This is a genomic window from Dyella tabacisoli, from assembly GCF_003350925.1.
Taxonomy (GTDB): domain Bacteria; phylum Pseudomonadota; class Gammaproteobacteria; order Xanthomonadales; family Rhodanobacteraceae; genus Dyella_C; species Dyella_C tabacisoli.
This window is the reverse complement of the sequence record NZ_KZ857175.1, coordinates 306,503-329,733: the sequence shown is the minus strand read 5'-3', so window position 1 is coordinate 329,733 and position 23,231 is coordinate 306,503. Positions and strand designations below refer to the sequence as shown.

Sequence of the window (23,231 nt, the reverse complement as noted above, 5' to 3'; positions counted from 1 at the left end):
CGTGATGGCGAGTGCGCCATATGTTCGATGACCACCCAGCCCACGCGACCTGCCCCATCCCCTGCTCGCAGGGGAGGGCTGGGGAGGGGTGCGGACTGGCGAAAAACTTCACCCCGCTCCCTGCGTCACCGGCTCAATCGTTATGCCGAGCAAAAGCGGGACGCTGTCGCGGGGCGCGGCGGCGACCGAGTATCACGTGCGCCACGAAAATCGCCGGCAGACTCAAACCCACGGCCCAATGCGCCACCGAAGTGATACCGCGCCAGCGTTCGTCGCCAAGGTAGTAAAGCAAAAAGCCGGTGACGATCAGCCACACCAGCAGTGCTACCGACAGGCCACCGGACACGCGCTGGCGGTTGGTGCGCCAGCCGGCAACGATATGTACGCCCCAGACCAGGCCAAAGCTCCACAGGGTGGCGAAAGCCATCGCCGCATGCAGCCGCAGCCACCACGGCTCCAACGGATGCGGCGTATCGCCGAATTCGCCCTTGCTCATCAGCAGATAGTGGAACAGCAGCCATAACGCGCCGCTCAACCATAGCGTCCAACCGATGCCATAGACGGTGTAACGGCGTTGCCGCGACAACCGCAACGGCGTGCGATGTCCAACGACCGCGTGAGGGTTCACATGGGGGCTCATGCAGCGGCACCGAGGCTGCTCTGACCGAGCGCGCTCCAGTTGCCGTGGGCATCTTGGCAGTAAGCGGCCGCTCCGAAATGCTCAAGCAGATCAACGCTGGCCGCACCGCGCGCCATGACCAGCTTGGTCAGCGCATCGGCATGCATGCATTGCGGGGCGACGACGGTGACGCAGTCGTGGCGGCCGATGCTGCTGCGGGTCAGGCCGTGCACGTGCGGGCTCGCGCGGTGATCGTCGGTGACATGCGCCCGTCCGCTGCTGGTCGCCACCGCCGCCTCGCCAAGCTCAAGCAACGGCCGATGCGATGGCGCCGTCTCGCCGGTATCGATGGCAATGATGTGCGGGCCTTCGCCGAGGGTGCGCAGATCGCCACCGGCATTCACACAGGCATGTTCGATGCCATGGGCGCGCAGCCTGTCGATGGCGCAATCCACCGCATAGCCCTTGGCGATGCCGCCCAGGTCGACCCACAACGGCTGCCCCAGGCGTACGCCGTTATCGTCGTCGATATGAATATCCCGCCAGCCGGCGCCGGGAGTCGGCCATATCGCACCCGGTGGCGGCGGCAACAAATCCCAGGCCACCAATTGCGCGGCGACGGTGACATCGAAAACTCCATCGCTGAGCGCGGAGAGCGCCAGCGCCGCCCGCAGCACGTGGGCGGTTTGCGCATCGACGATGACTCGCGCACCAACCGGCGCACTGTGCAACCGCGTGAGATCACTGTCCGGCTCATGAAAGCTCATCAGCGTGTGCACGCGGGCGATATCCGCGAACGCTGCGCTGATGGCGTCATGAGCAAGCGCGGCGTCCGCTGCCTGGACACGGATAGTTACCGTGGTGCCAAGCAGCGGACGGGCGCGCTCAATCGTGTTGATGGGCAAGCACGAGAGCATGGGTGGTAAGCAACCGTTTGACACCGTCGGTAATGTGCCGGCTCGACAGTGTGGCACCGGACAGGTTCTTGATGTCGTCGTTGAGCTTGAGCGGCGCATCGTGTGTCTTGCCGGTGAACTGCGCACGCCATGCCGGATTGCGCACCTGATCGCCGTAGGTTTCGCGGTATTCGAGAATTTCCACGCTCTTTACCGTGCCATTCGCGTCGATGGCGAGCGCAAAGGGGATGAACTCGTGCTTGCCCACCACCTGATCGGCGATAAACCACCCGCCGCTGGATACGCGCCATGCCTTGAGGTTCGGCGAGAGCACGTTGACGTCAGAAGCCTGCTCGATCGCCTTCATTTGATCCGAGCTGAGCGTAACGAAGGCCGGCGTGAACGTGGCACCCGGAAACATCAACGCCTGCGCCTGTTCGACACTCAGGTAGACGGTGGCTTGCACCGGCGCACTCATCACGAGGGCGTACGCTGGAATAAGCAGGAAGCGCGATTTCATGGCATTCCTCAGAAATAGAAGCCGGCTTTGATGCGCAGGCGATATTTTTCAAAGTCGTTATCGTAGATGCGACGGCCGACAATGGCACCGGGTACCGTATCGGAATGAGAGGACGCCCATGGCATCTGCTCCAGAAAGGTTGCCGTGAGGAAGAACTTCTTGCCACCGTAATGCAGAACAGGGCCGAAGAAATAGCCGTTGTTGGATTCCTTGCGGAAGTCGTAGCTGTTGTATTCGTGCTCGTTGAGAAGCTCCAAACCCGCCGACCAGTTTGGCGCGAAGCGATACGACGCCGCGAAGTTCGCATTAATGTCGGTCTCTTCCTGCCACTTCTTGTGGCCGGGATTATTGTCGTCGAGGTCGTAGCGCCATTCCGGCGCATAGGTAAAGTTGAAGGCCGTCACCAGGCGATCATCGAAGAAGTTCTTCTGCAGAATCAGCTTGGTTTCCAGCTCGCGGAAGGCGGGACCGACGGTGGGCTCGACGTAGATAGCTACGCCCAGCGGGTCGGTGTAAGGGCTCCACAGGCGATAAATCGCCTCGCCGGAAAAACCGACGAAGCGCTTGGCGCTGTAGTGGTCGTCCGGCCCTGGCCGATCATAGGAAAGCGGCTCCGGCGAGGTGGTCTCGCCAAAGGGGCCGTTATGGTAAGCCTGAGCCCAGACATAATTGGCGTAAAACGCCACCTGCAGCTTATCGGTGAGCCCGTATTCGAACTCGGTGCGGCCATCGAGCTGATTAAAGTAGCCACCCACTTTCTGCCGCCGCCACGTCACCCATTGCTCCACTTCCTTGGCGCCCTTGGGCAGCAAATCGGTGGTGTAGACGTAACCGAACTGGCTCTCTTCGGCACTGGCCCTGGGCTGCCATCCCAGGCTGAGTACGGCGATAAAAAGAGCGAGCAGGCCGGCAACGCGCCGGGCAGTGACTTGCAACATGGAATACCCCAGAGGCGAGATGATTACAGACGCGATTATCATTGATAGTGATTCGCATCCGCAATATAAGCTAATGAAATCGCAATATATTGCGACTCACCTCTGATTAATTCCTTTAACTTCGAGTAGCGCCCATTAGTGTTTGTTATGCGTCTGGGCGAGCTGTTCGCTCGACCAGCCGCCGCCCAGGGCGCGAATCAACTGCACACTTGCGCGCAACCGCCGGGTATCCAGATCGAGCAAGGTACGTTGCGATTCCAGCGACGCGGTCTGCGCCTGCACCACATCGAGATAACCGACCGCACCCTGGCGATAGCGATCCATCGCCAAATCCAGCGAGCGCTGCGCGGCGACCGCGGCATCTTGTTGATCGACCCTGGCCGTGCCGAAGCGATCGAGTTGAGTCAGGTTATCTTCGACTTGCTGGAACGCACCCAGCACCACGCCGCGATAATGCGCGCCGGCCTCGTCGGTCGCTGCCTTGGCCGCCTCGACGGTGGCCTTGCGACGGCCACCGTCAAAAACATTTAGCAACAGGTTCGGGCCGATCGCCCAGAACCGGTTTGGCGCAGTCAGCAGGCCACCGTAGGCAGCACTTTGATAGCCACCGAGCGCACTCAAGCTCAACGACGGGAAATACGCCGCGCGCGCCACGCCGATGCGTGCATTGGCAGCGGCCGTGCGACGCTCCGCAGCGGCAATATCTGGACGACGCTGCAACAGTGTCGATGGCACGCTGGCCGGGATCGACGGCAGCGCAATGCCCTTGGTATCGGCAGCGACATTGAATTGCGATGCCGACTCACCCACCAGCACTGCAATCGCATGCTCGGTCAGCTCACGCTGCGCCAAGGTTTGCGACCACTGCGACTTGACCGTGGACAACTGCGTTTGCGCACGCGCCACATCCAACCCGGAGGCGATCCCACCGCCATGCCGGGTCTGGGTTAGCTGCAACGCTTTTTGGTACGCCTCGATGCTTTGCTGCAAAAGCTGGATCTGCTGATCGAGTCCACGCAACACAATCACGTTGTCGGCCAACTGCGCCTGCAGGCTCAGCCTGACCGAGGCGAGATCGGCTGCCGCAGCCAACGCATCGTCTTTGCCGGCTTCGACGGTTTGACGCACGCGTCCCCACAGATCCAACTCGTAATCGAACGTGCCGCTCAAGGTGTAGGAGTCGTACAGCGGCGGCGATGTAGCTCCACGCAGCGGCTTGGTGTCGGACTGTCGGTCGCGCTGCGCGTTGCCACTGATACCGATCTGCGGAAACAAGCCCGCTCGCGCTTGCGCGCTGAACGCCTGCGCTTGCTGGTAGTGCGCCAGCGCCGCGGCGAGATCCGCGTTATTGGCAAGCAGTTTTTGTTGTAGCTGATCCAACTGCGCATCGCTGTACAACGTCCACCAGCCATCGCGCGGCAACTGATCGGCTGGCTGCGCCGGCACCCAGCTCTTATCAAGCTCGGATCCGTGTTTCTGATAGCTATCGGCTACCGGCACCTCGGGCGCGTGATACGTCGGCGCCAACGAACAGCCGCCGAGCGCGACAGCCAAAGCCAAAGCCAACAGAAGCGCGCGTTCAGGCCTTCTTTTCATTGGCTTTCTCTTGCGGCTTATCCGCCGTCTTGCTGGCAATCTGCACCTGGTCGCCGTCGATAAGACCATCCGGCGGGCTATCGATAATGCGGTCGGCGGCGTCGAGGCCGGAACCGACTTCGACCGATTTACCGTAGTCGCGCACGATGGTCACCGTCTTGAAGGCAACGCGATCGCCGCTGCCAAGTGTCGCCACACGCAGACCCTTGCCGTCGAACACCAGCGCACTGGCCGGCACGCGCAACGCCGCCGTATCGACCGGCAGTTTCAAGCGCACGCTGGCGTAGCTGCCCGGCATCAATTGACCGTCGCCATTGTCCACCGCCAGTTGCACCAGGGTCGTACCGGAGCTGGCATTGACCGCCTGCGCGCTGGCTTCGACCTTGGCGGCAAAACTGCGTCCGGGGTATTCGGGCAGGGTCAGCTCGGCGCTGGCGCCAGGACGAATCGACGGTGCATAGTTCTGCGGCACCTGGATATAGACGCGCAAGCGGCGCACGTCCGACACCACGAACAGTTCCGGGCCGCTGCCGCTGCCCGCATTTATCAGCGCGCCGACGTCAGTCGTGCGCGCGGTAACCACGCCGTCGAACGGCGCCACGATCCGGGTAAAGCCTTTCATGGCGACGATGCGGTCGACATTGGCACGCGCCGCCTTGGCCATCGCCTGCTTCGCCGTGAGATCGCCGGTTTTCTCGTCCACCTCCTGACGCGATACCGAATCGGAGCCAAGCATCGACTGCCAGCGCTTCGCCGTCGTGGTCGCCAAGGCCGCATTCGCCTCGGCGCTGGCCAGATCGGCCTTGGCCTGCAGCAACTGCTGGTCGAGATCGGGGGTCTCGATTTCGGCGAGCAACTGACCGCTCTTTACCGGCGCGCCGATATCCACTTTCCACGACTTCAGATAACCGCTGACGCGCGCATAGATAGGCGCGCGCGCATAGGCTTCCAGACGTCCGGGCAACTCCAGCCCGGAGCCGATGCCGCTGCGCTCGGGCAGCGCGACATTGACGGTTGGCACGGCTTGCACGTCAGTCCAGCGCTTGAGCTGGCGAGCATCATTGGCGCGGGTAGCTAAACCCGTCAGCACGATCACTACCGCCACGACGGCGATGACCAGACCGGCCAGGCGCAACCGGCGCTTCGATGGTGCGCTGCTAGACGGCGAGTTGGACGGTGAGTTGGAGATATGGATATCAGACGACATGAGCAGGCCCTCCGGTAACAGATGCCGGGGCAGACGCGCGGCCATGCCGCGCATGAATGATGCGGAACACCACCGGGACAAAGAACAGCGTTGCCACCGTAGCGAAAATGAGACCACCAATAACCGCGCGACCCAGCGGCGCATTCTGCTCGCCGCCTTCGCCCAAACCTAACGCCATCGGCGCCATGCCGATAATCATCGCCAGTGCAGTCATCAAGACCGGGCGGAAACGGGTGAAGCCCGCCTCCGACGCGGCCTTGAGCGCATCACCGTGCGCCGCCAGGCGTTCGCGCGCAAAGCTGATGACCAGCACGCTATTGGCCGTGGCCACGCCCATGCACATGATCGCGCCGGTTAGCGCCGGCACCGACAGCGTCGTATGCGTGGCGAACAACATCCAGATGATGCCGGCCAGCGCGGCGGGAAGTGCCGTGATAATCACGAACGGGTCGGACCAGGACTGGAAATTCACCACGATCAGGAAGTAGATCAGCACGATCGCGCCGAGCAGGCCGAACAACAGACCGGAGAACGCGGTATTCATGGTCTGCACCTGGCCGATCAAATGGGCCGAGGCACCCTTGGGCAGATCCTTCGAGGTGTCCTGCAGAATCTGCTGGATCTCCTTCGCTACCGCATCCAGATCGCGCCCCTGTGTGGTCGCGTAGATCTGCACCATCGGTTGAATATCGTATTGCGAGACGACGGCATTCGAGCTGGAACGGCGGATCTGGGCGATGCCGCCGAGCACCTGCGCCGAACTCGAACCCGATGCGCTGATCGGCAGATTCTGCAGCGCCGTCAACGAATCGACGGAGTACTGCGGGGTCTGCATCACGATCGAGTACGAAACGCCGTTCTGCGGGTTGAGCCAGAACGTTGGCGCGACCTGACTGGAGCCGGCCAGGTTCACCACCATGCTATTGGTGACATCGCGCTCGGTAAGCCCGACGAATTGGGCGCGCGTGCGGTCCACGTCCACATTGAATTGCGGATTGGCCTGTGATTGCTGAATGCGCGCATCGGCGATGCCGGGAATGCGCTTGATCCGCCGCAGCACCTGATTGGCATAGTCGAAACTGGCGCTGAGGTTAGGACCGCGAATCTGCAGATTGATCGGCGCCGGCGAACCGAAGTTGAGAATCTGGCTGATGATATCCGCCGGCGGGAACGAGAACGTCACGCCGGGAAATTGTCGTGGCAGCTCTTCGCGCAGCAGGCGTACATGCTCATCGGTGGGACGATGGCCTTCCTTCAACGCGATCTGGATGTCGCCATCCTGTGCGCCCATCAGGCCGGTGTTGTTATACGTGGTGTTGATGCCGCTGATCGGCATGCCGATGTTGTCTGCGATCGTAGCCAACTGATCGCCTGGAATCAGCCGGTGAATCGCCTGCTCAATATCGGCAAATTGATGCGCGGTCTGCTCCACCCGAGTACCGACCGGCACCCGCACATGCATCAAGATCTGCCCGCCGTCGACGCTTGGGAAAAAGTTGCGCCCCAGAAATGGCACCAATGCAAACGAAAGCAACACGCAGGCCATGAAGCCAATGACGAACTTGCGGCGCGCACCCAGCGCAAGACCAAGCAGGTCGTGATAGCCGGCGCGAAAGCGCTCGAAACGAGCCTCGAAACCACGCTGGAAACGCACCAGCGGATTACTTGACGGCGGCAGCGCCGCATTGCTGCCATGCTCGTCAGTGTGCGGCGCGTGCGGCTTCAACAAGTACTTCGCCATCGTCGGCACCAGGGTGCGCGACAACAGGAACGAACAAATCATCGCGAACATCACCGCTTCGGCCATCGGCACGAACAAGAAGCGCGATACGCCTTCGAGGAAGAACATCGGCACGAACACGATACATATGCATAGCAGCGAGACGAAGGCCGGCGTCACGATCTGCTGGGCGCCGTCCATGATCGCCGTTTCGACGTCCTTGCCGTGCTCAAGATGCCAGTTGATGTTCTCGATGGTTACCGTGCCGTCGTCGACCAGGATGCCGACCGCCAGCGCAAGTCCGCCCAGCGTCATCAAATTCAGTGTCTCGCCGAATAGAGCGAGCAGGATGATCGAGCCGAGAATCGCCAAGGGAATGGATACGGCGATGATGATCGTCGAGCGCCAACTGCCGAGGAACAGCAAGATCATCAAACTGGTCAAGGCCGCGGCGATCGCGCCTTCGCGCACCACGCCGGCAATCGCCGCACGTACGAACAGCGATTGATCGCCGAGCGGCGCGATGTCCAGCGTGTCCGGCAACACGTTCTTCATCTCGGCGACTTTCTTCTTGACGTTCGCCACGATATCCAGGGTCGATACCGAGCCGTTCTTCAGCACGCTCATCAACGCCGAACGGCTGCCGTTGACGTGCACGATATTGGTCTGCGGCGGATTGCCGTCGTGCACATGCGCCACGTCGCGGACATAGACCATCGCCCCATTGACGGTCTTGATCGGCAAATCGCCCAAGGCCTCGATCTGCGACGGCGCATTGTTGAGCTGAATCGTGTATTCGAGATCGCCGATCTTTTGCGTACCGACCGGGATAATCAGGTTCTGTGCCGCCAGCGCATTGGCAACGTCCTGCCCGGACAGCCCGCGTGCCTGCATCGCGGCCGAGTCGAGGTCGATCTGCACCTGACGGGTTTTACCGCCGTAGGGGTACGGTATCGACGCTCCGGGCACCGTCACCAGACGCGTGCGGACCACGTTGAGACCCAAGTCGGCGAGGTTCTGTTCGGTCAGCCCCTTGCCGGACAGCGCAAGCTGGATGATCGGTACCGTCGACGCGTTGTAATTAAGAATCAGCGGCGGCGTGATACCGGGTGGCATCTGTTTGAGAATGCCCTGCGAAATCGCGGTGACCTGCGCATTGGCCGTACTGATATTGACGCCCGGCTGAAAGAAGATCTTGACCACGCCGATGCCGTTGTACGAGTTCGCCTCGATATGTTCGATATCGTTGACCGTCGTGGTCAGCACGCGCTCGTACACCGTGGTAATGCGCCCGGACATCTGGTCGGGCGGCAGACCGGTGTACTGCCAGATCACCGCCACGACCGGAATCTTGATATCGGGGAAGATATCCACCGGCGTGCGCATCGCCGCCAGCGGGCCGATAATCAGCAATAGCAGGGCGAATACCACAAAGGTATACGGTCGCGAGAGCGCGATCCGAACAAGACCTAGCATGCGAGGGGATTCCGTGCGCGGGGGAAGCGGCGATGCAAATTTTGACACGCCGCAGCATGCTCCCGAACATCCGCTTCGATGAAGATATTTTCATCTTGCCGATGGCACCGGTCGAACGGCCGGCACAGGTGCTAAGCAGGCCGCCTTCTCAAGCGCTCACTGTGCGTGCCAGGCAGGTACCCGGTACCTCGCCCGCTTTCACCGGATAGCAATACAAGGTGATGCGCGCACCATCGGCGGCATCGCCGATGTCGAGCGCGAAACCGTGCAAGCGCACAATCGCACTAACGATGCTCAAGCCCACACCGGAACCTGGCGTGGTGCGACTGTTATCGCCACGGTAGAACCGTCGCGTCACCGCATCGCGCTCGTCGGCCGGGATACCTGGGCCACTATCGAGAATATCGATGCGCGGGCCATGCCGATCCATGCTTGCGCGCAGCATGACGCGACCGCCCACCGGGGTGAATTTGATCGCATTGCCGACCAGGTTGGCGAGCGCTTCAAATAGCAAATGCGCATCGGCACGCACCGGCGGCAGCGGTTGAACATCCAGCTCGAAAGGCTGTTCGCGATCCTCGGCCACCGGCATATAAAACTCATGCACCTCGCGCAGCACCTGCGCCAGATCGACTTCGCCGAAGCAGGCGCTGCGATGACGATCTTCCAACTCCGACACCCGCAGCAAGGCGCGAAAGCGTGCGAGCACGGCATCGATGTCGACCAGGCAGGCATCGACCAAGGCGGCCTGAGGCTGGTGCTCTTGTAACTGCTGTTGTGTGCGATATAGCCGCGCGCGCAAACGCGTCAGCGGTGTACGCAGGTCGTGTGCGATGTTGTCGCAAACGCCTTTGACCTCATTCATCAATCGCTCGATTTCACCGAGCATGGTGTTGACGATGCCGGCCAGCAGATCCAGCTCGTCGCCACGCCGACTTACCGGCAAGCGCTTGGTCAGATCGCCCTGCCGAATGGGCGCGGTCGCCAACTGCAGCTCGCGAATTCGCTGGGCCGGGCCGCGCCGCAGCAGGAAACCACCGAGCAAGCCCGGTATCACGGTCAACGAAATGCCCCATAGCAGCGCACGCCGAGTGATCGCCCCCAGACCATCGATCGTGCTGGTGTCCTTGGCGATCAGCAGCACGTTTCCGCTCGACAGCTTCAGCGCCATCGCACGCACCCGCACAGTGCCGGCGACACGATCCGGGCGCGGCATACCGCCGTTCAACAAATGCACCTGGCCGTCAAGTTGCAGCTCTGCGGGAATGCGATCGACATTGCCGGCCAGCGCGTGTCCCGCGCTATCGAATAATCCGACCGACATGATGCCGTGCGGATCGATGCTGCTGGCCGCATCCACCGTTGCGGGCAATCGCTGCGCATCGGTAACAGCCAGATAGTGCATGCGTTGCGCCAGCATCTGATCGATGACGCCATTGAGGTAGCGCGTGGTTTCCCACTGAATTACCGCCACCAGAATCAAACCCCACACGGCGAACAGCACGCCATAGATCACGATCAAGCGCGAAGTGGTCGAGCGCCAGGCATTGGAATTAAGAAATGACATAGGCCTAGACCGTGACGACATGCGGCGCCGATACGAGCATGTATCCCGTACCGCGCACCGTGCGAATCAATGGTAGTTGCCCTGCACCGTCGATCTTGCGGCGCAGGCGGCCGATATGCACATCGATGATGTTGGTGCCGGGGTCGAAATGAAAACCCCAGACCGTTTCGAAAATCATCGTGCGCGTCAGTACCTGGCCCGAGTTGCGCATCAAGAATTCCAGCAAACGAAACTCGGTCGGCAACAGGTTGAGCAACTGCCCTTTGCGATGAGCGGTATGGCGTACCAGATCCAGCTCCAGATCCGCCACACGCAAGCGCGGCTCCGACTGTGGTTGACGCCGGCGCAGCAGCACTTCAACACGTGCCGCCATTTCGTCGGGAGCAAACGGCTTGGTCAGGTAATCGTCGCCGCCGGCGCGCAGTCCACGCACCCGCTCATCGACCTCGCTCAAGGCGCTAATCATCAGCACCGGCGTATCTATCTGGCTTTGCCGCAAGGCAGCCACTACATCGATACCGTCCATGCCGGGCAACATGCGATCAAGCGTAATCAGGTCGTAGCCCTCGGTGATCGCCCGATTCAAGCCGACCCGACCGTCACTCACCCAATCGGCGAGGATGCCGTGCACGCTAAGCTCGGCCACGATCTCGCGGGCCGTGACTTCATCGTCTTCGATAACCAAGACACGTGGCATGACAGAACCTATCGATGCAATCGAGCGCCGGCAAACTCAAACCATGACGAACGGCCCCGCGATGGAGGCCGTTCGTCCAACTTCGTTGAGCGTTGCGAAAAATCAGGCGGCGAACAAGCCGCGCATCTTCTTCATCGCGTTCGCTTCGACCTGGCGAATACGCTCAGCGGAAACACCATACTCGTCGGCCAGATCCTGCAGCGTGGCCTTTTCATCGTTGAGCCAGCGGCGCTGAATAATGTCGCGCGAGCGCTGATCCAACTTATGCAAGGCAGCCGACAAGGTTTCCATCTGGTTGTCGACGTGATCGGCATCGGACACGTTGTCGTACGGGTCGGCGCCATCGTCGATCAAGAACGCGGCGGGTGCCGGCTTGGCATCGTCATCGGCATCGGCCGGTGCTTCAAAACCGATATCGCGACCTGACAGACGCGACTCCATCTCGCGCACCGTGGCTTCGGGCACGCCAAGATCCTTCGCTACCGTGCGCACCTCTTCGGCGTTCATCCAACCCAGGCGCTTCTTGCTCTTGCGCAGGTTGAAGAACAACTTGCGCTGTGCCTTGGTCGTAGCGACCTTGACGATGCGCCAGTTACGCAGGATGAACTCGTGCATTTCCGCACGGATCCAATGCACCGCAAAACTGACCAGGCGCACGCCCTGATCCGGGTCGAAACGCTTGACCGCCTTCATCAGGCCGATATTGCCTTCCTGAATCAGGTCGGCCAGTTGCAGGCCGTAGCCGTTGTAACCGCGGGCCACATGCACCACAAAGCGCAGATGCGACATGACCAGCTTCTTCGCCGAAGCGAGATCTTCTTCTTCGTTATAGCGGCGCGATAGCGCCTGCTCTTCATCCTGACTGAGCACCGGAATCCGGTGGACCGCCGAAATATACGCATCCAGACTGCCGACGACACTCGGCACCTGCAGGTTTGCGGTCACCAAAGCTTGAGACATGTGTGGAACCTCCTAAAGCAGGGATCAGCTTAGCACTCGGGTACTGAGAGTGCTAAAGAGCTCACGAGTTCAAGCCCTTTAATGAACCGAATCGTACAGGAATGATGGGCGCCTGTCGAGTCCATCCAGACAGGCTATCTAACGCATATGACTCTATCGGGGCATAAACATTTATATTTATAAATCAAATGCTTATAAAGCATCATCCGAAAACCGATATATCCAGCCGCCACGGCAGAGTAGACCGCCAAGCCGCTTCCAACCTGGGCCAGAGGTCACACCAGTATTCCCAGGGGCCGACTGTAGATGGGCATGAAACCGACATGTGTACGGGCTGTACGAGCATTTGCCTCAGCCGACTCACCTGACGATGAGATTCCACGATCACCTCCCCGCAAATGCGCCACTTAATCCTCAAGGCAGCGAATGCTCCTTGAAAAACTCAAGCATCTCATTGGCCAACACCGCTTTCTGCGGCCAACGAATGTGCTCGTACAGACCGCGCGCTTTACCGCACGATTGGACGCACTGCGCGTTCGGCCCGGCGTCCTTGCCGTCCAACGTCAGATTGACGCGCTGCAGCGGCCAGCTCCGCTTCTCCAGCGTGTCGCTCCAACTGCTGGTGGCACTGCACGTGGCGAGTGCGTCGCACATGTTTCGTAGCAGCGTGAGCGGCACCTGCCTGCCCGACGGCATATCCACCGGGCAAGGCGCGCGCTGCCATGGATCGGTGCCGGCATACTGGCCCACTGCGGCGACGCGGTCGGCTCGCCACGCGCCGTACAGCACCGCCATATCCGCACCGTTGCTCCAGCCGAACACGTAGATCTGCTTCGCATCGACCAGACCCGTCGAGACGGCCTGGTCGATAAAGTGGTCGATCGCTTGCACGTCAAGATTCTTCGCCGGGTCGCGCTGCCACTCGTCCCAGTGAAAGCCCGTTCCCGTATGCGGGCCCTCCGACGCCCATGCCTTGGCGCGCCGACCTTCCGGTGCCAGCAAGATGAACCCCTTGGCGTTGCCGTGCGCCGACAGCGGATAACTGCCGCTCAACTTGAACAGCTCGTGGCCGGCTCGATACAGGCTGTCGGGCGTGGTCATCGAGCCGTGCAGGTACACGATCATTGGCCATGTAGATGTGCCGTCGATGGCGTGCGGCGGCTGGTTAAGGCAGGCGTAGCGCGTCACGCCATCTTGATCGAACGACAGCACCTGACCCTCCTTGCAGGCCGGCCGCTCAGTGACAGGCTCGACCGTTTCGAGCGGCGGCGTGCCCGTTGCCGAGCACGTCGGTTGAGCAACGGCGGTGCTGGCTGCATTGACCGCAGCGGCGAGAGTGAACGAGATGAGCGGCACGAATGCGCGGACGAGTGCCGCGGCATAGACAAAGCGACGTTTCGGCATGGCCTTCCTCGTCTAGCTTGAATGGTTCAATGGATTGTATGGAAAAGACCCATGAAGAAATCCTCAACTACAACGCGAAACATTCGGATATTCCACTTGCCGAGGGCGGAGCAAACGACCTCCGCCAACAGGCTACTGCCGTGGCTTTCGCAGGGTGAACCATTAAACCAGCCACTATTCGCTATCGGCCGAACGCAATGCACCGATCTCTTACTACTTGTTCTCGCCGGGCATTCTCAGATCGACCATGGGCATCGAGCCGCCGGTGACCTGCGGGAGCGAACCGTTCCAGCGCTGCAAGCCGTAATAGCGCACATAGTCAGGATGCTCTTTGATGGCATTGCCGACGATCAGTGCGGCCTTGGCCTGCGCATCGGCCTCCAGCAGCAATGAGTCAGCCCTGCCTTTGGCCGTCTCGACAGCAGCCTGTGCTTCGGCCGCGGCCGTCACGGTCTTCTGTTCGCCCTCAAATCTCTTCTGCGCCACCGCATTCTGCGCCTGCACAGCATCGGCCTTGGCTTTCACGGCTTCCTCGATGGAGTGCTCGAACCCTGGCGAGTAATGAATGCCGGTCAACTGAACATCGATAACGTCCACGCCGAAAAGTGTCTCCAGTCCGTTGCTGATCGATTTTTTCATTTGCGCGGTGATCTGCCCGCGCTGATCGGAAATCGTCAAGGTGTTGTATTTGGCGAATGCCTCCAACGCGCGATCGCGCACGACGGGCAGCAAAGTGGAGTCGATATCGACGTTGCCGGCGCGCCCCACTTTATAAAGCAGGTTGAGAACCGACCGGGACGGAATCTGGTAGATCACCGAAATATCGATCGACACTTTCTGGTTGTCGTTCGTATACACATCCAATCCGCCCAAGGTGTAAACGGATCGACTCGTCTGCAGTCGATCGACCGTTTCCAAAAAGGGAACCTTGAAGTGAACACCAGTGCCCAGCGGCGTCGCCGTGACTACAGTGCCACCCATCCAACGCTCACCCGCCATCTCACTCGGGGAGACCACGAAAATACTTCCAGTGATAAGAACGATAGCGATCAATGCAATAACCATGACGCGCACAGTCTTACCGCCCACGGCATGATTGCCGGGCTCGAACGGTTTAAATGTCATACAACGCTCCGTACTGATGAAAGGTCGATCAAGCTGGATGACCGAACAGCTAATCCAGGAATGGAGAAACCTGATAAGTCCCGCGCCCCTGGCTCCGCTAATGGCGTGTCGCACGCGGCTAAGCTGGCGGCGCCGCAAGAGGGATGGAGCGAGTCATCGATACGATCGCAAACGGATTCGTCGAATCGATCGGGAGTAGCGGACATGTGCTTATTATCGCACCGACTCTTTTAGCGCAGATGCAAAAGCAGCAAAAATATATATCGCGAAAACACCCCGTCCTGCCCTTGACAGAGGCTCCGAACAAGCGCACCCAGGGCTCATCTAAAAGCTTCGAGCAACCTTTCTCGCGGCACTTACAACGACATCTCAGGCCAGTTGGTTGCGCGGTGGCAAGGACCAATCGATCGGCGTTTGCCCATGCGACTCAAGATAGTGATTGGCCGCCGAGAAATGACCGCAGCCGATAAAGCCGCGATGTGCCGACAAGGGCGACGGATGTACCGAGCGCAGGATGCAATGGCGGCTTGAATCGATCAACTGGCCCTTGCGCTGGGCGTAAGAGCCCCATAGCAAAAATACCAAGCCTTCGCGCTCGCGATTAAGCGCGTCGATGGCGGCATCGGTAAAGCCTTCCCAACCTTTGCCCTGATGCGAGGCGGCGAGACTGCGCTCCACCGTAAGCACGGCATTGAGCAGCAATACGCCACGATCGGCCCAGGGGGTCAGGCAGCCATGGTCGGGCACGGCCAAGCCAAGATCGCGCTTAATTTCTTTGTAGATGTTTTGCAAGGAAGGGGGCGTCGGTACACCGGGCCGCACCGAGAAGCACAAGCCATGCGCCTGGTCAGGTCCGTGATACGGATCTTGCCCGAGGATCACCACACGCACCGCATTGAACGGGGTATGTTCGAACGCGGCGAAAATTTCCGCGCCGGGCGGATAGATCACTTTGCCGGCATGTTTTTCGGCGCGCAGAAAATCCGCCAGCGCCAGCATATCGGGGCGTTCCAGATAGCCGCCGATCCGATCTTTCCAGGAAGGCTCCAGCTTGATACGTCCTTCGCTCATACCGCGATTTCGCGCTCGCGCAAATGTCGCGCCACGCGCAACTGAAACAGCAACTTGGTAACCAGGAGTTTTTCCTCAGCGGGTTTTTCGACCAGATCATTGGCGCCAGCTTTGAGCAGCGCCGCTTGATTGGCCGGATTTTCATCACCGGTCATCACCAGCACCGGCAAACGACCCTTGCTGTAACCATAATCGCGCCGGATCCGTTCAAGCAAATCGCCACCGGTAAGCTCGCCTTTGAGGCTGACGTCGGTAAGCACCACGTCGGCGCCTATTTCACCCTCTGCCTGCGCCGCATCGAGCAAGGCCAGCGCGTCTTCGGCGCTAATCACGTGGCGCACGGTAAGGCCATATTTTTCCAGCATGCGACGCGTCGCCAGTGCAACGACACGGCTATCTTCGACATACAACACCACGCCTTCGGCCATGCTCTCTGGCCGCACGTAGCCGCGAATAAACTCGGCCAACGCCTGAAAGCCCAGCGATTTATCGAAGTAATCGGTCACATGCTCGCCCAGCACACGCCGATGCAAGCGATCGTCGACATCGCCCGACACCACCACAATGGGCACATAGATCTGCGGCGCCGATTCGCGCACGTAGCGCGCCAGCTCCAAGCCGTCCATGTCGGGCAAGCGCAGCGAAATGGTGATGAAGTCGAACACGCCGCCTTCAAGTAACGGCTGCGCTTCGGCGCCACTGGCACAGCCGACCACTTCAGCTCCCGGCAGCTCGACGTTGAGCACACGGGTAATCAATTGACGTACCACTCTTGAGCCATCGACGACCAACACGCGCGGCGCGTCGCTAACGACTCGATGACTGAAACTTGCGTTCATTCCCTACCCGCCCAACTGACACGCGGCATCCCAGCCTTAGAAACAACGAACGCCCCCCGCGCTCGCCCAAGCCGCCATCTTGCCCTGACAGCCGCCTTACCGCCTGCGACCGGCGTCACTACTACACTCCCTCGCGCTGCCGGCTGCGGCACTCGCATGGACTTACGCCGCCTTGCGTAGTTGCCAGGCACTAACCAATCGCGCGCCGAGCCAGCCCAGCACGGCAGCGGCGAACGGTACGGCGATCAACAGCCATAGCGGCAAGCCGCCGATCTGCAAGCGACCCTCATAGGCCGAGCCCAAGCGCGACACCGGCTCGGCCAAGGCCAGCTCGACCAGCACCGCCAGCAACGCGGCCAGCAAACCGCTGAACAAGCCGTACCAAATGCCGGCATAGAGATAAGGCCGGCGCACAAAGGCACGACTGGCCCCTACCAGCATCAGCACATCGATCTCTTCACTGCGGCTGGAGATATCCATCCGAATGGTATTGCCCACTACCAGCAACGCGGCCAGGGTCAACAAGGCGGCCAACACCATCGCGGTGCGCTTGCCGACGCCAAGCAAGGCATCCAGTCGCTGCCGCCACGTGCCGCTGTCCTGCACCAGGTCGATACCTTGTATAGCGCGCAAGTCGGTGACCAATTGCTCGACCTCATTAGCCGCCAGCCCAGGCTTCGGCAATACATCGAGCACATAAGGCAACGGGTTATCGTCCAGCGCGTGTAGCGCGCCACCGAAACCTTGCATCTTGGCCAACTCGTCCAGACCCTGCTGTGGCGTTTTCACGGCCACCGCGGCAACGTCGGCGCGATCGCGCAACTTGGTCGCGATCAGCTCCGCTGCCGACCCCGTCTGACCCGACTTCAGAAAGGCGCTCACGGTTTGATTCTGGCCCAAGGCATCGCCCATCTTCTGCACATTGCCGAGCAGCAGATAAAAGGCCAACGGCAACGCCAGCGCCAAACCCATCACAGCCACCGTCAGCAAGGTGCCGAGCGGGCGCGACATCAAGCGTCGCAAACTGGCTCCGGCGCTCCAGCCATGGTGTTCGTGCCAGCTAGCAAACTTACGCGGGCGATGACGCTCCGCATGCGCCGGCGTCTCGTTGTGCGGCAGCTCGGTCGACGTGTTCACAGCACCTCCTGCGCCGCGATATCGGCCACCAGCCGGCCATGATCCAACACCACCACGCGCTTCTTCATGCGCTTAATCAAGGGTAGGTCGTGGCTGGCGATCAGCACGGTGGTGCCGACCTGTTGGAATTCGGCAAACAGCTCCATGATTTCCACCGCCAATTGGGGATCCAGGTTGCCGGTGGGTTCGTCGGCGATCAGCAAGGTCGGCTTGGCGACAATGGCGCGGGCGATACCCACGCGTTGCCGCTCGCCGGCCGATAGCGATGCCGGTAGCTGGCGTTCGTAGGCGAGCAAGCCGACCTTCTCCAACGCCGCACGCGCACGCCGGCCACGCTCGGCCGGCGCGATGCCGCCGATCACCAGCGGCAGCTCGACGTTGGCGTAAACCGTTCGGTCCATCAGCAGGCGATGATCTTGAAACACCATGCCGATCCGGCGCCGCAACTTGGGGATACCGGCGCGGCCGACTTTGGCCAGGCTCTGCCCGTCCAGGGCGATCAACCCATGAGAAGGGCGCTCGATCAATCCCAGCAGCTTGAGCAAGGTGCTCTTGCCGGCACCGGAGTGGCCGGTGACAAAGGCCATTTCCCCAGGAGCCACGTGAAAAGAAAGCTGCGACAACGCCTCGTGGCCGCCCTCGTAGCGTTTGCTGACTTGCTCGAAGCGAATCACCGATGCTCTCCCAATCCTGATGGCGCAATCGTGACAAGGATAAGCGGCACCTCGAAAAACTTCGAGGTGCCGGAGCTATTTCGTTTACGAAAATAGCCGCTTACGAAACCGCTTGAGCAGGCACGTTACCCCCAACCGGCACGCCGCAGGAGGAACCTTGCAGCGACATCCCTCCCTTGCCAGCAAGAAAGGGAGTTTGTGGCGTGCTTAGCGGCCGGTGAAAAGCCGGGTCAGGCGACGGAAGAAGCCCGGCTTTTTCGGCGCCGTGTGCTCGGCGGTATGACCCGCACTCACCACGACCTGGCGTGACGGACGAGCACCAGCCTGCTCGTTCGCGCCACGCTCGCGCGGCGGACGGCGTTCACCGCGCGGGGCGCGGTTGTCGGCAGTGACGGCTGCATTGCCGTTCACCTCGGCGTTCGGCGTGCCGTCTTCACGGCGACGATTGCGGCCACCGCGACGACGGCGGCGCTTGCGCTCGGCCTCGGCCGCCGCACCGGCTTCGCTGTTTGAACCCACGGCAGGCGCGGGCTTGGCGGCGGGACGCGCAGCTTCGGTGCTTGCGGCAGCGTCATGGCTACGCGCCGGGCGCGAGCCCTCACGTGCCGGCCGCTCGCCATCACGGCCACCGCGGCCACCACGACCACCTGGGGAACGACTACGCGAGGGGGAGCCGTCTTTCTCGCGCGCCACCACCTTGTCACCGAACTCCGCGCTGTCGGCCGCAGCCGCCGCAGCGAACTGCGCGTCCATTTCGCGCGGCTTCGGCATCACCAGCAACGCCGGATCAATCGCGGCGACGGGAATACGCTGGCCGATATAGGTCTCGATATCCGGCAGCGACATGGCGTAGAGGTCACAGGCAAAGCTGATCGCATCGCCCTCGGCGCCCAGGCGGGCGGTGCGGCCGATGCGGTGCACGTAGTCTTCGGCATCCTGCGGCAAGTCGTAGTTGAATACGTGGCTGACCGCCGGAATGTGCAGGCCGCGTGCCGCCACGTCGGTACACACCAACATGTCGAGCTGACCTTCCTGGAAGCGCTGTAACAACTTTTGACGCTTGAGCTGCGGCACGTCGCCGGACAGCGCACCCACGCGGTAACCCTGTCGCTTCACCCGGTCGGTGATGCGCTCGGCCGCGGCCTTGGTATTGACGAAGATGATGCTGCGCTCGGCGCTGGTGCGCTCAAGCAAGTTCAGCAGCAACGGCATCTTTTCTTCTTTGGCGGGGAAATAGACCAACTGACGCACGCGATCGGCAGTGACGTTCTCGGTCTCCACCACCAGCTTTTCGGCGTTGTGCATATGCTCGTAGGCCAGCTCCAACACGCGATGGCTCAGCGTGGCGGAGAACAGCAGCACCTGGCGCTGTTCGCGCACCGGCAGGCGGCGAAAAATGAAGCGAACGTCTTTGATAAAGCCTAGATCGAACATGCGATCGGCCTCATCGACCACCATCACTTCAACGCCGTTGAAGCCAAACACGTTCTGCTTGTAGTAATCGAGCAGGCGACCCGGCGTGGCGATGATGATGTCGCAACCGTCCTTGAGCTGCTGGCGCTGCTTGTCGTAGTCGACGCCGCCGTAGATCAAGGCCGTGCGCAGGCCGGTGTGGCGGCCGACGGCCTGAGCGTCTTTCTCGATCTGGATCGCCAGTTCGCGAGTCGGCGCAATGATGAGCGCGCGCGGATCGCTGTCCTTGCGCTCGGCCACGGCCGGGTTGGTCAACAGGCGATTCATCAAGGCGACCAGAAAGGCGCAGGTCTTGCCGGTGCCGGTCTGGGCCTGGCCGGCGACGTCGCGCCCGGTCAGGGCTACCGGCAGGGTCAGCGCTTGAATCGGGGTGCAGCGGGTAAAGCCGCTATCGTCCAGACTTTTCTGCAACAGCGGGTGCAGATCGAAATTGGTGAAAAAGGTATCGGTGAGTACGGTTTGTGACATGGAGTGAGTAACCAGAAGATACGGGTATCCGCATAGGGCGGCTTACCCGGCCCCAGGGCGATCAGACAGCCGCGGGACAGGTGGATAGATGCGGCGCGGTGCGGCGGTCCGGCGACAGGGCGGCCTGGAGGGGCTACGCTGCCGGTGGCACGCTCAACGCTGGCGCCGAAGTGGCGGGCGACGGCAACTGGCAGCCCCGCTGGCATAGGTGAAGGGGCTATGGGCCATGGGGCCAACCACTTCACCTATGTCAACGGAACCACCTGCTGCTGCCCTTGAATCGCTTGAATCGCGCCTCGACTTACGCTGGAATGGAGGCTTGCCGCAACGGCATCACCTTCTCAAACCTGAACCGACCCGCGCTTCATGGGCGCCCAAGTGTAGCTGATGCTGGCCGCGTGGTCGTCATACCTTCCCCCGCCTACCTTCGGAGAACCCGGTGAGCGAACTGATTACCCATGTGACTGACGACGCCTTCCAAAAGGAAGTACTCGAATCCGATACCCCGGTCCTGCTGGATTTCTGGGCTGAATGGTGCGGCCCCTGCAAGGCCATTGCGCCGGCGCTGGAGGAGCTGGCCAAGCAGTACGAGGGCAAGCTGCGGGTCGTCAAGATCAATATCGACCAGAACCAGAAAACCCCAAAAGACTACGCTGTGCGCGGCATTCCGACCTTGATGGTATTCAAGAACGGCAAGGTCGAGGCGACCCAGATCGGCGCCGTCAGCAAGGGCCAATTGGCCAAGATGATCGACAGCGCCATCTAAGCGTTGTGAACCAGATCCCGCCGCCGCGCTTTACTGCGCAGCGCGGCGGGTGCTAGATTGGCACGTCCGTCGGGACTCTCCTGTCCCCTGCGCCTTCCGCGCGACGCACATCCTCCCTCCTGTATTAACGGCGCCCCCATGAGGTTTGCCCGTGTCCGATAGCATCGATACCAAAGAATCCAACGACGTCAAGAGCGCCGATACCAAGCCTGCTGCCGAGCCGCGTCCGCGCGCGCCACGCAAATCGGCCGCCGCTACGGCAGCCGCTGCGGCTAACGCTGAAAACGCTCCCAAAGCGGAAAAAGCCGTAAGCGCACCGCCGCCCGCGCCAGCTCCTGCCATGGAGCGCGTCGCGCCAACTCCGTCAGTGCCGGTGCAAGCCAGCCTGCCGGTCGAACAGGCCAACCCGCCTGCCCCATCGAGCGAAGGCTCGCCACGCCCGCCGCAGGAATCGCGCGAAGGTGGCCAGCCCGCCAATCCAGGGCAGCCTGGGCAGAACAACCCCAATAGCGGCGACCGCCGTAACGACCGTAACAATGATCGTAACGACCGCAATCGCCGGCGCCGCCACGAGCGCGGCGGCAACCCGAATCAGCCGCAGCAGCGCGGCCCAGGCGGCGGCAATCACCCGCGCAATAACAATGGCTTACCGGTAGACGACGAATTCGCCGACGCCGGCAGCAACGACCGCCTCATCAATCTCACCGAACTCAAGCGCAAGAATTCGATTCAGCTACTCGAATTCGCCGAGTCGCTGGGCATTCAAGAAGGTGTCGCTCGCGCCCGCAAGCAAGACGTGGTGTTCAACATCCTCAAGGCGCATGCCCGCTCCGGCGGCGGCATCTGGGCCGAGGGCGTGCTGGAGATCCTGCAGGACGGCTTCGGCTTCCTGCGTTCGGCCGATGAGTCCTACCTGGCCGGACCGGACGACATCTATGTGTCGCCCAGCCAGATTCGCCGCTTCAACCTGCGTACCGGCGACTACATCACCGGACGCGTGCGCCACCCGAAGGAAGGCGAGCGTTATTTCGCCATGCTCAAGGTCGACGACATCAACGGCGATCCGCCGGAAGCGTCGAAGAACAAGCTGCTGTTCGAGAATCTCACCCCACTGTTCCCGCGCAAGTCGTTCAAGCTGGAGCGCGGCAACGGCTCGACCGAAGATATCACCGGACGCATCCTCGACCTGGTCGCACCGATCGGCCGTGGTCAGCGCGGTCTGATCGTGTCGCAGCCCAAGTCGGGTAAGACGATGATGCTGCAGAACATCGCGCAGGCCATTCAGTACAACCATCCCGACGTGCATCTGATTATGTTGCTGATCGATGAGCGTCCCGAGGAAGTCACCGAAATCGCCCGCACCGTGCGCGCCGAGGTCATCAGCTCCACCTTCGACGAGCCGGCGGTACGCCACGTGCAGGTCGCCGAGATGGTGATCGAGCGGGCCAAGCGCCTGGTCGAGCATAAGAAAGATGTAGTGATCCTGCTCGACTCGATCACCCGCCTGGCCCGCGCCTACAACACCGTGGTACCCAGCTCCGGCAAGGTGCTTACCGGCGGTGTCGATGCCAACGCCCTGCAGCGTCCCAAGCGCTTCTTCGGCGCCGCGCGCAACGTGGAAGAAGGCGGCTCTTTGACCATCATCGCCACCGCGCTGACCGATACCGGCAGCAAGATGGACGAGGTGATCTACGAGGAGTTCAAGGGCACCGGCAATATGGAAGTGCACCTGAGCCGCCGCATCTCCGAGAAGCGCGTGTATCCGGCCATCGACATCAATCGCTCCGGCACCCGCCGCGAAGATCTGCTGATCGAACCGGACATGCTCGCCAAGATCTGGATTCTGCGTAAGCTGCTGCATCCGATGGACGAGTTGACGGCGATGGAGTTCATGCTCGACAAGATGAAGAACACCAAGTCCAACGACGAGTTCTTCAACTCCATGCGGCGCTAAAACAACCGCATCGCTCCAATAGCAAAAAGCCGGCCTCGTGCCGGCTTTTTGTTGATCCCGTCCTCCCGGCGGGAAAGAGGATGCAATACCGCTATTTCGCAATAACCCGCTACTGCTAGCATGC

General features: G+C 61.3%; 19 protein-coding genes. 2 read left to right on the top strand and 17 right to left on the bottom strand.

Translation table 11 applies throughout. The features are described from left to right. Nucleotides 1-133 precede the first annotated feature (133 nt). The 17 genes from DVJ77_RS08345 to DVJ77_RS08265 all read right to left on the bottom strand — a co-directional run bounded on the left by DVJ77_RS08345 (nucleotide 134) and on the right by DVJ77_RS08265 (nucleotide 20,387). Nucleotides 134-628, bottom strand: coding sequence for a hypothetical protein (locus DVJ77_RS08345; protein WP_162791415.1), 495 nt, complete (start codon nucleotides 626-628; stop codon nucleotides 134-136). Between the two features lie 8 nt (nucleotides 629-636). Then, a complete protein-coding gene (locus DVJ77_RS08340) occupies nucleotides 637-1,524 on the bottom strand; it encodes an FAD:protein FMN transferase (RefSeq protein ID WP_162791414.1) in 888 nt (295 codons plus the stop codon). Next, nucleotides 1,505-2,035, bottom strand: a complete 531-nt coding sequence (locus DVJ77_RS08335) for an FMN-binding protein (protein WP_114845020.1) — start codon at nucleotides 2,033-2,035, stop codon at nucleotides 1,505-1,507. Before DVJ77_RS08335 ends, DVJ77_RS08340 begins: the two co-directional genes overlap by 20 nt. Before the next feature lie 8 nt (nucleotides 2,036-2,043). After that, complete coding sequence (locus tag DVJ77_RS08330) at nucleotides 2,044-2,973, bottom strand: DUF6662 family protein (RefSeq protein WP_114845019.1); 930 nt, start codon at nucleotides 2,971-2,973, stop codon at nucleotides 2,044-2,046. Nucleotides 2,974-3,108: 135 nt separating this feature from the next. Further along, complete coding sequence (locus DVJ77_RS08325; RefSeq protein ID WP_114845018.1) at nucleotides 3,109-4,569, bottom strand: efflux transporter outer membrane subunit; 1,461 nt, start codon at nucleotides 4,567-4,569, stop codon at nucleotides 3,109-3,111. Further along, nucleotides 4,553-5,776, bottom strand: coding sequence for an efflux RND transporter periplasmic adaptor subunit (locus DVJ77_RS08320; protein WP_114845301.1), 1,224 nt, complete (start codon nucleotides 5,774-5,776; stop codon nucleotides 4,553-4,555). The genes DVJ77_RS08325 and DVJ77_RS08320 overlap by 17 nt, the downstream gene beginning before the upstream one ends. After that, on the bottom strand, nucleotides 5,766-8,972 hold the full coding sequence (locus DVJ77_RS08315) for an efflux RND transporter permease subunit (RefSeq protein ID WP_114845017.1): 3,207 nt from the start codon (nucleotides 8,970-8,972) through the stop codon (nucleotides 5,766-5,768). Before DVJ77_RS08315 ends, DVJ77_RS08320 begins: the two co-directional genes overlap by 11 nt. A gap of 148 nt (nucleotides 8,973-9,120) precedes the next feature. Then, complete coding sequence (locus DVJ77_RS08310; RefSeq protein WP_114845016.1) at nucleotides 9,121-10,539, bottom strand: sensor histidine kinase; 1,419 nt, start codon at nucleotides 10,537-10,539, stop codon at nucleotides 9,121-9,123. A 4-nt stretch (nucleotides 10,540-10,543) separates the two neighbouring features. Beyond that, nucleotides 10,544-11,236, bottom strand: coding sequence for a response regulator transcription factor (locus DVJ77_RS08305; protein WP_114845015.1), 693 nt, complete (start codon nucleotides 11,234-11,236; stop codon nucleotides 10,544-10,546). A gap of 102 nt (nucleotides 11,237-11,338) precedes the next feature. Beyond that, nucleotides 11,339-12,196, bottom strand: coding sequence for an RNA polymerase sigma factor RpoH (rpoH, locus tag DVJ77_RS08300; RefSeq protein ID WP_114845014.1), 858 nt, complete (start codon nucleotides 12,194-12,196; stop codon nucleotides 11,339-11,341). Nucleotides 12,197-12,610: 414 nt separating this feature from the next. Further along, nucleotides 12,611-13,600, bottom strand: coding sequence for an alpha/beta hydrolase family protein (locus DVJ77_RS08295; RefSeq protein WP_114845013.1), 990 nt, complete (start codon nucleotides 13,598-13,600; stop codon nucleotides 12,611-12,613). 213 nt (nucleotides 13,601-13,813) lie between these two features. After that, nucleotides 13,814-14,725 (bottom strand): SPFH domain-containing protein, encoded by a 912-nt coding sequence (locus tag DVJ77_RS08290; protein WP_114845012.1) that lies wholly within the window; start codon nucleotides 14,723-14,725, stop codon nucleotides 13,814-13,816. A gap of 369 nt (nucleotides 14,726-15,094) precedes the next feature. Continuing rightward, the gene (gene ung / locus DVJ77_RS08285; protein ID WP_114845011.1) at nucleotides 15,095-15,796 is read right to left on the bottom strand and encodes a uracil-DNA glycosylase; all 702 of its coding nucleotides are present in this window, start codon (nucleotides 15,794-15,796) and stop codon (nucleotides 15,095-15,097) included. Continuing rightward, the gene (locus DVJ77_RS08280) at nucleotides 15,793-16,635 is read right to left on the bottom strand and encodes a response regulator (RefSeq protein WP_114845010.1); all 843 of its coding nucleotides are present in this window, start codon (nucleotides 16,633-16,635) and stop codon (nucleotides 15,793-15,795) included. The genes ung and DVJ77_RS08280 overlap by 4 nt, the downstream gene beginning before the upstream one ends. A 162-nt stretch (nucleotides 16,636-16,797) precedes the next feature. Then, nucleotides 16,798-17,772, bottom strand: a complete 975-nt coding sequence (gene ftsX, locus DVJ77_RS08275; RefSeq protein WP_380038806.1) for a permease-like cell division protein FtsX — start codon at nucleotides 17,770-17,772, stop codon at nucleotides 16,798-16,800. Next, nucleotides 17,769-18,446, bottom strand: coding sequence for a cell division ATP-binding protein FtsE (gene ftsE / locus DVJ77_RS08270; protein ID WP_114845009.1), 678 nt, complete (start codon nucleotides 18,444-18,446; stop codon nucleotides 17,769-17,771). The genes ftsX and ftsE overlap by 4 nt, the downstream gene beginning before the upstream one ends. Before the next feature lie 207 nt (nucleotides 18,447-18,653). Continuing rightward, nucleotides 18,654-20,387 carry a DEAD/DEAH box helicase gene (locus DVJ77_RS08265; protein WP_114845008.1) on the bottom strand — a complete coding sequence of 578 codons (1,734 nt, stop codon included), beginning with the start codon at nucleotides 20,385-20,387 and terminating at the stop codon, nucleotides 18,654-18,656. A 439-nt stretch (nucleotides 20,388-20,826) separates the two neighbouring features. Here DVJ77_RS08265 and trxA point away from each other — a divergent pair, with 439 nt between their 5' ends. After that, nucleotides 20,827-21,153 (top strand): thioredoxin TrxA, encoded by a 327-nt coding sequence (gene trxA / locus DVJ77_RS08260; protein ID WP_114845007.1) that lies wholly within the window; start codon nucleotides 20,827-20,829, stop codon nucleotides 21,151-21,153. 151 nt (nucleotides 21,154-21,304) lie between these two features. Then, nucleotides 21,305-23,107, top strand: a complete 1,803-nt coding sequence (gene rho / locus DVJ77_RS08255; RefSeq protein WP_114845006.1) for a transcription termination factor Rho — start codon at nucleotides 21,305-21,307, stop codon at nucleotides 23,105-23,107. Nucleotides 23,108-23,231: the final 124 nt, after the last annotated feature.

Excerpts from the sequence above, each read along its gene's own strand:
- DVJ77_RS08295 (WP_114845013.1), bottom strand. The coding sequence starts at position 13,600 with ATGCCGAAACGTCGCTTTGTCTATGCCGCGGCACTCGTCCGCGCATTC.
- DVJ77_RS08280 (WP_114845010.1), bottom strand. The coding sequence starts at position 16,635 with ATGAACGCAAGTTTCAGTCATCGAGTCGTTAGCGACGCGCCGCGCGTG.
- DVJ77_RS08265 (WP_114845008.1), bottom strand. The coding sequence starts at position 20,387 with ATGTCACAAACCGTACTCACCGATACCTTTTTCACCAATTTCGATCTG.
- DVJ77_RS08330 (WP_114845019.1), bottom strand. The coding sequence starts at position 2,973 with ATGTTGCAAGTCACTGCCCGGCGCGTTGCCGGCCTGCTCGCTCTTTTT.
- rpoH (WP_114845014.1), bottom strand. The coding sequence starts at position 12,196 with ATGTCTCAAGCTTTGGTGACCGCAAACCTGCAGGTGCCGAGTGTCGTC.
- DVJ77_RS08315 (WP_114845017.1), bottom strand. The coding sequence starts at position 8,972 with ATGCTAGGTCTTGTTCGGATCGCGCTCTCGCGACCGTATACCTTTGTG.
- ung (WP_114845011.1), bottom strand. The coding sequence starts at position 15,796 with ATGAGCGAAGGACGTATCAAGCTGGAGCCTTCCTGGAAAGATCGGATC.
- DVJ77_RS08325 (WP_114845018.1), bottom strand. The coding sequence starts at position 4,569 with ATGAAAAGAAGGCCTGAACGCGCGCTTCTGTTGGCTTTGGCTTTGGCT.
- DVJ77_RS08310 (WP_114845016.1), bottom strand. The coding sequence starts at position 10,539 with ATGTCATTTCTTAATTCCAATGCCTGGCGCTCGACCACTTCGCGCTTG.
- DVJ77_RS08290 (WP_114845012.1), bottom strand. The coding sequence starts at position 14,725 with ATGACATTTAAACCGTTCGAGCCCGGCAATCATGCCGTGGGCGGTAAG.
- DVJ77_RS08320 (WP_114845301.1), bottom strand. The coding sequence starts at position 5,776 with ATGTCGTCTGATATCCATATCTCCAACTCACCGTCCAACTCGCCGTCT.
- DVJ77_RS08305 (WP_114845015.1), bottom strand. The coding sequence starts at position 11,236 with ATGCCACGTGTCTTGGTTATCGAAGACGATGAAGTCACGGCCCGCGAG.
- DVJ77_RS08335 (WP_114845020.1), bottom strand. The coding sequence starts at position 2,035 with ATGAAATCGCGCTTCCTGCTTATTCCAGCGTACGCCCTCGTGATGAGT.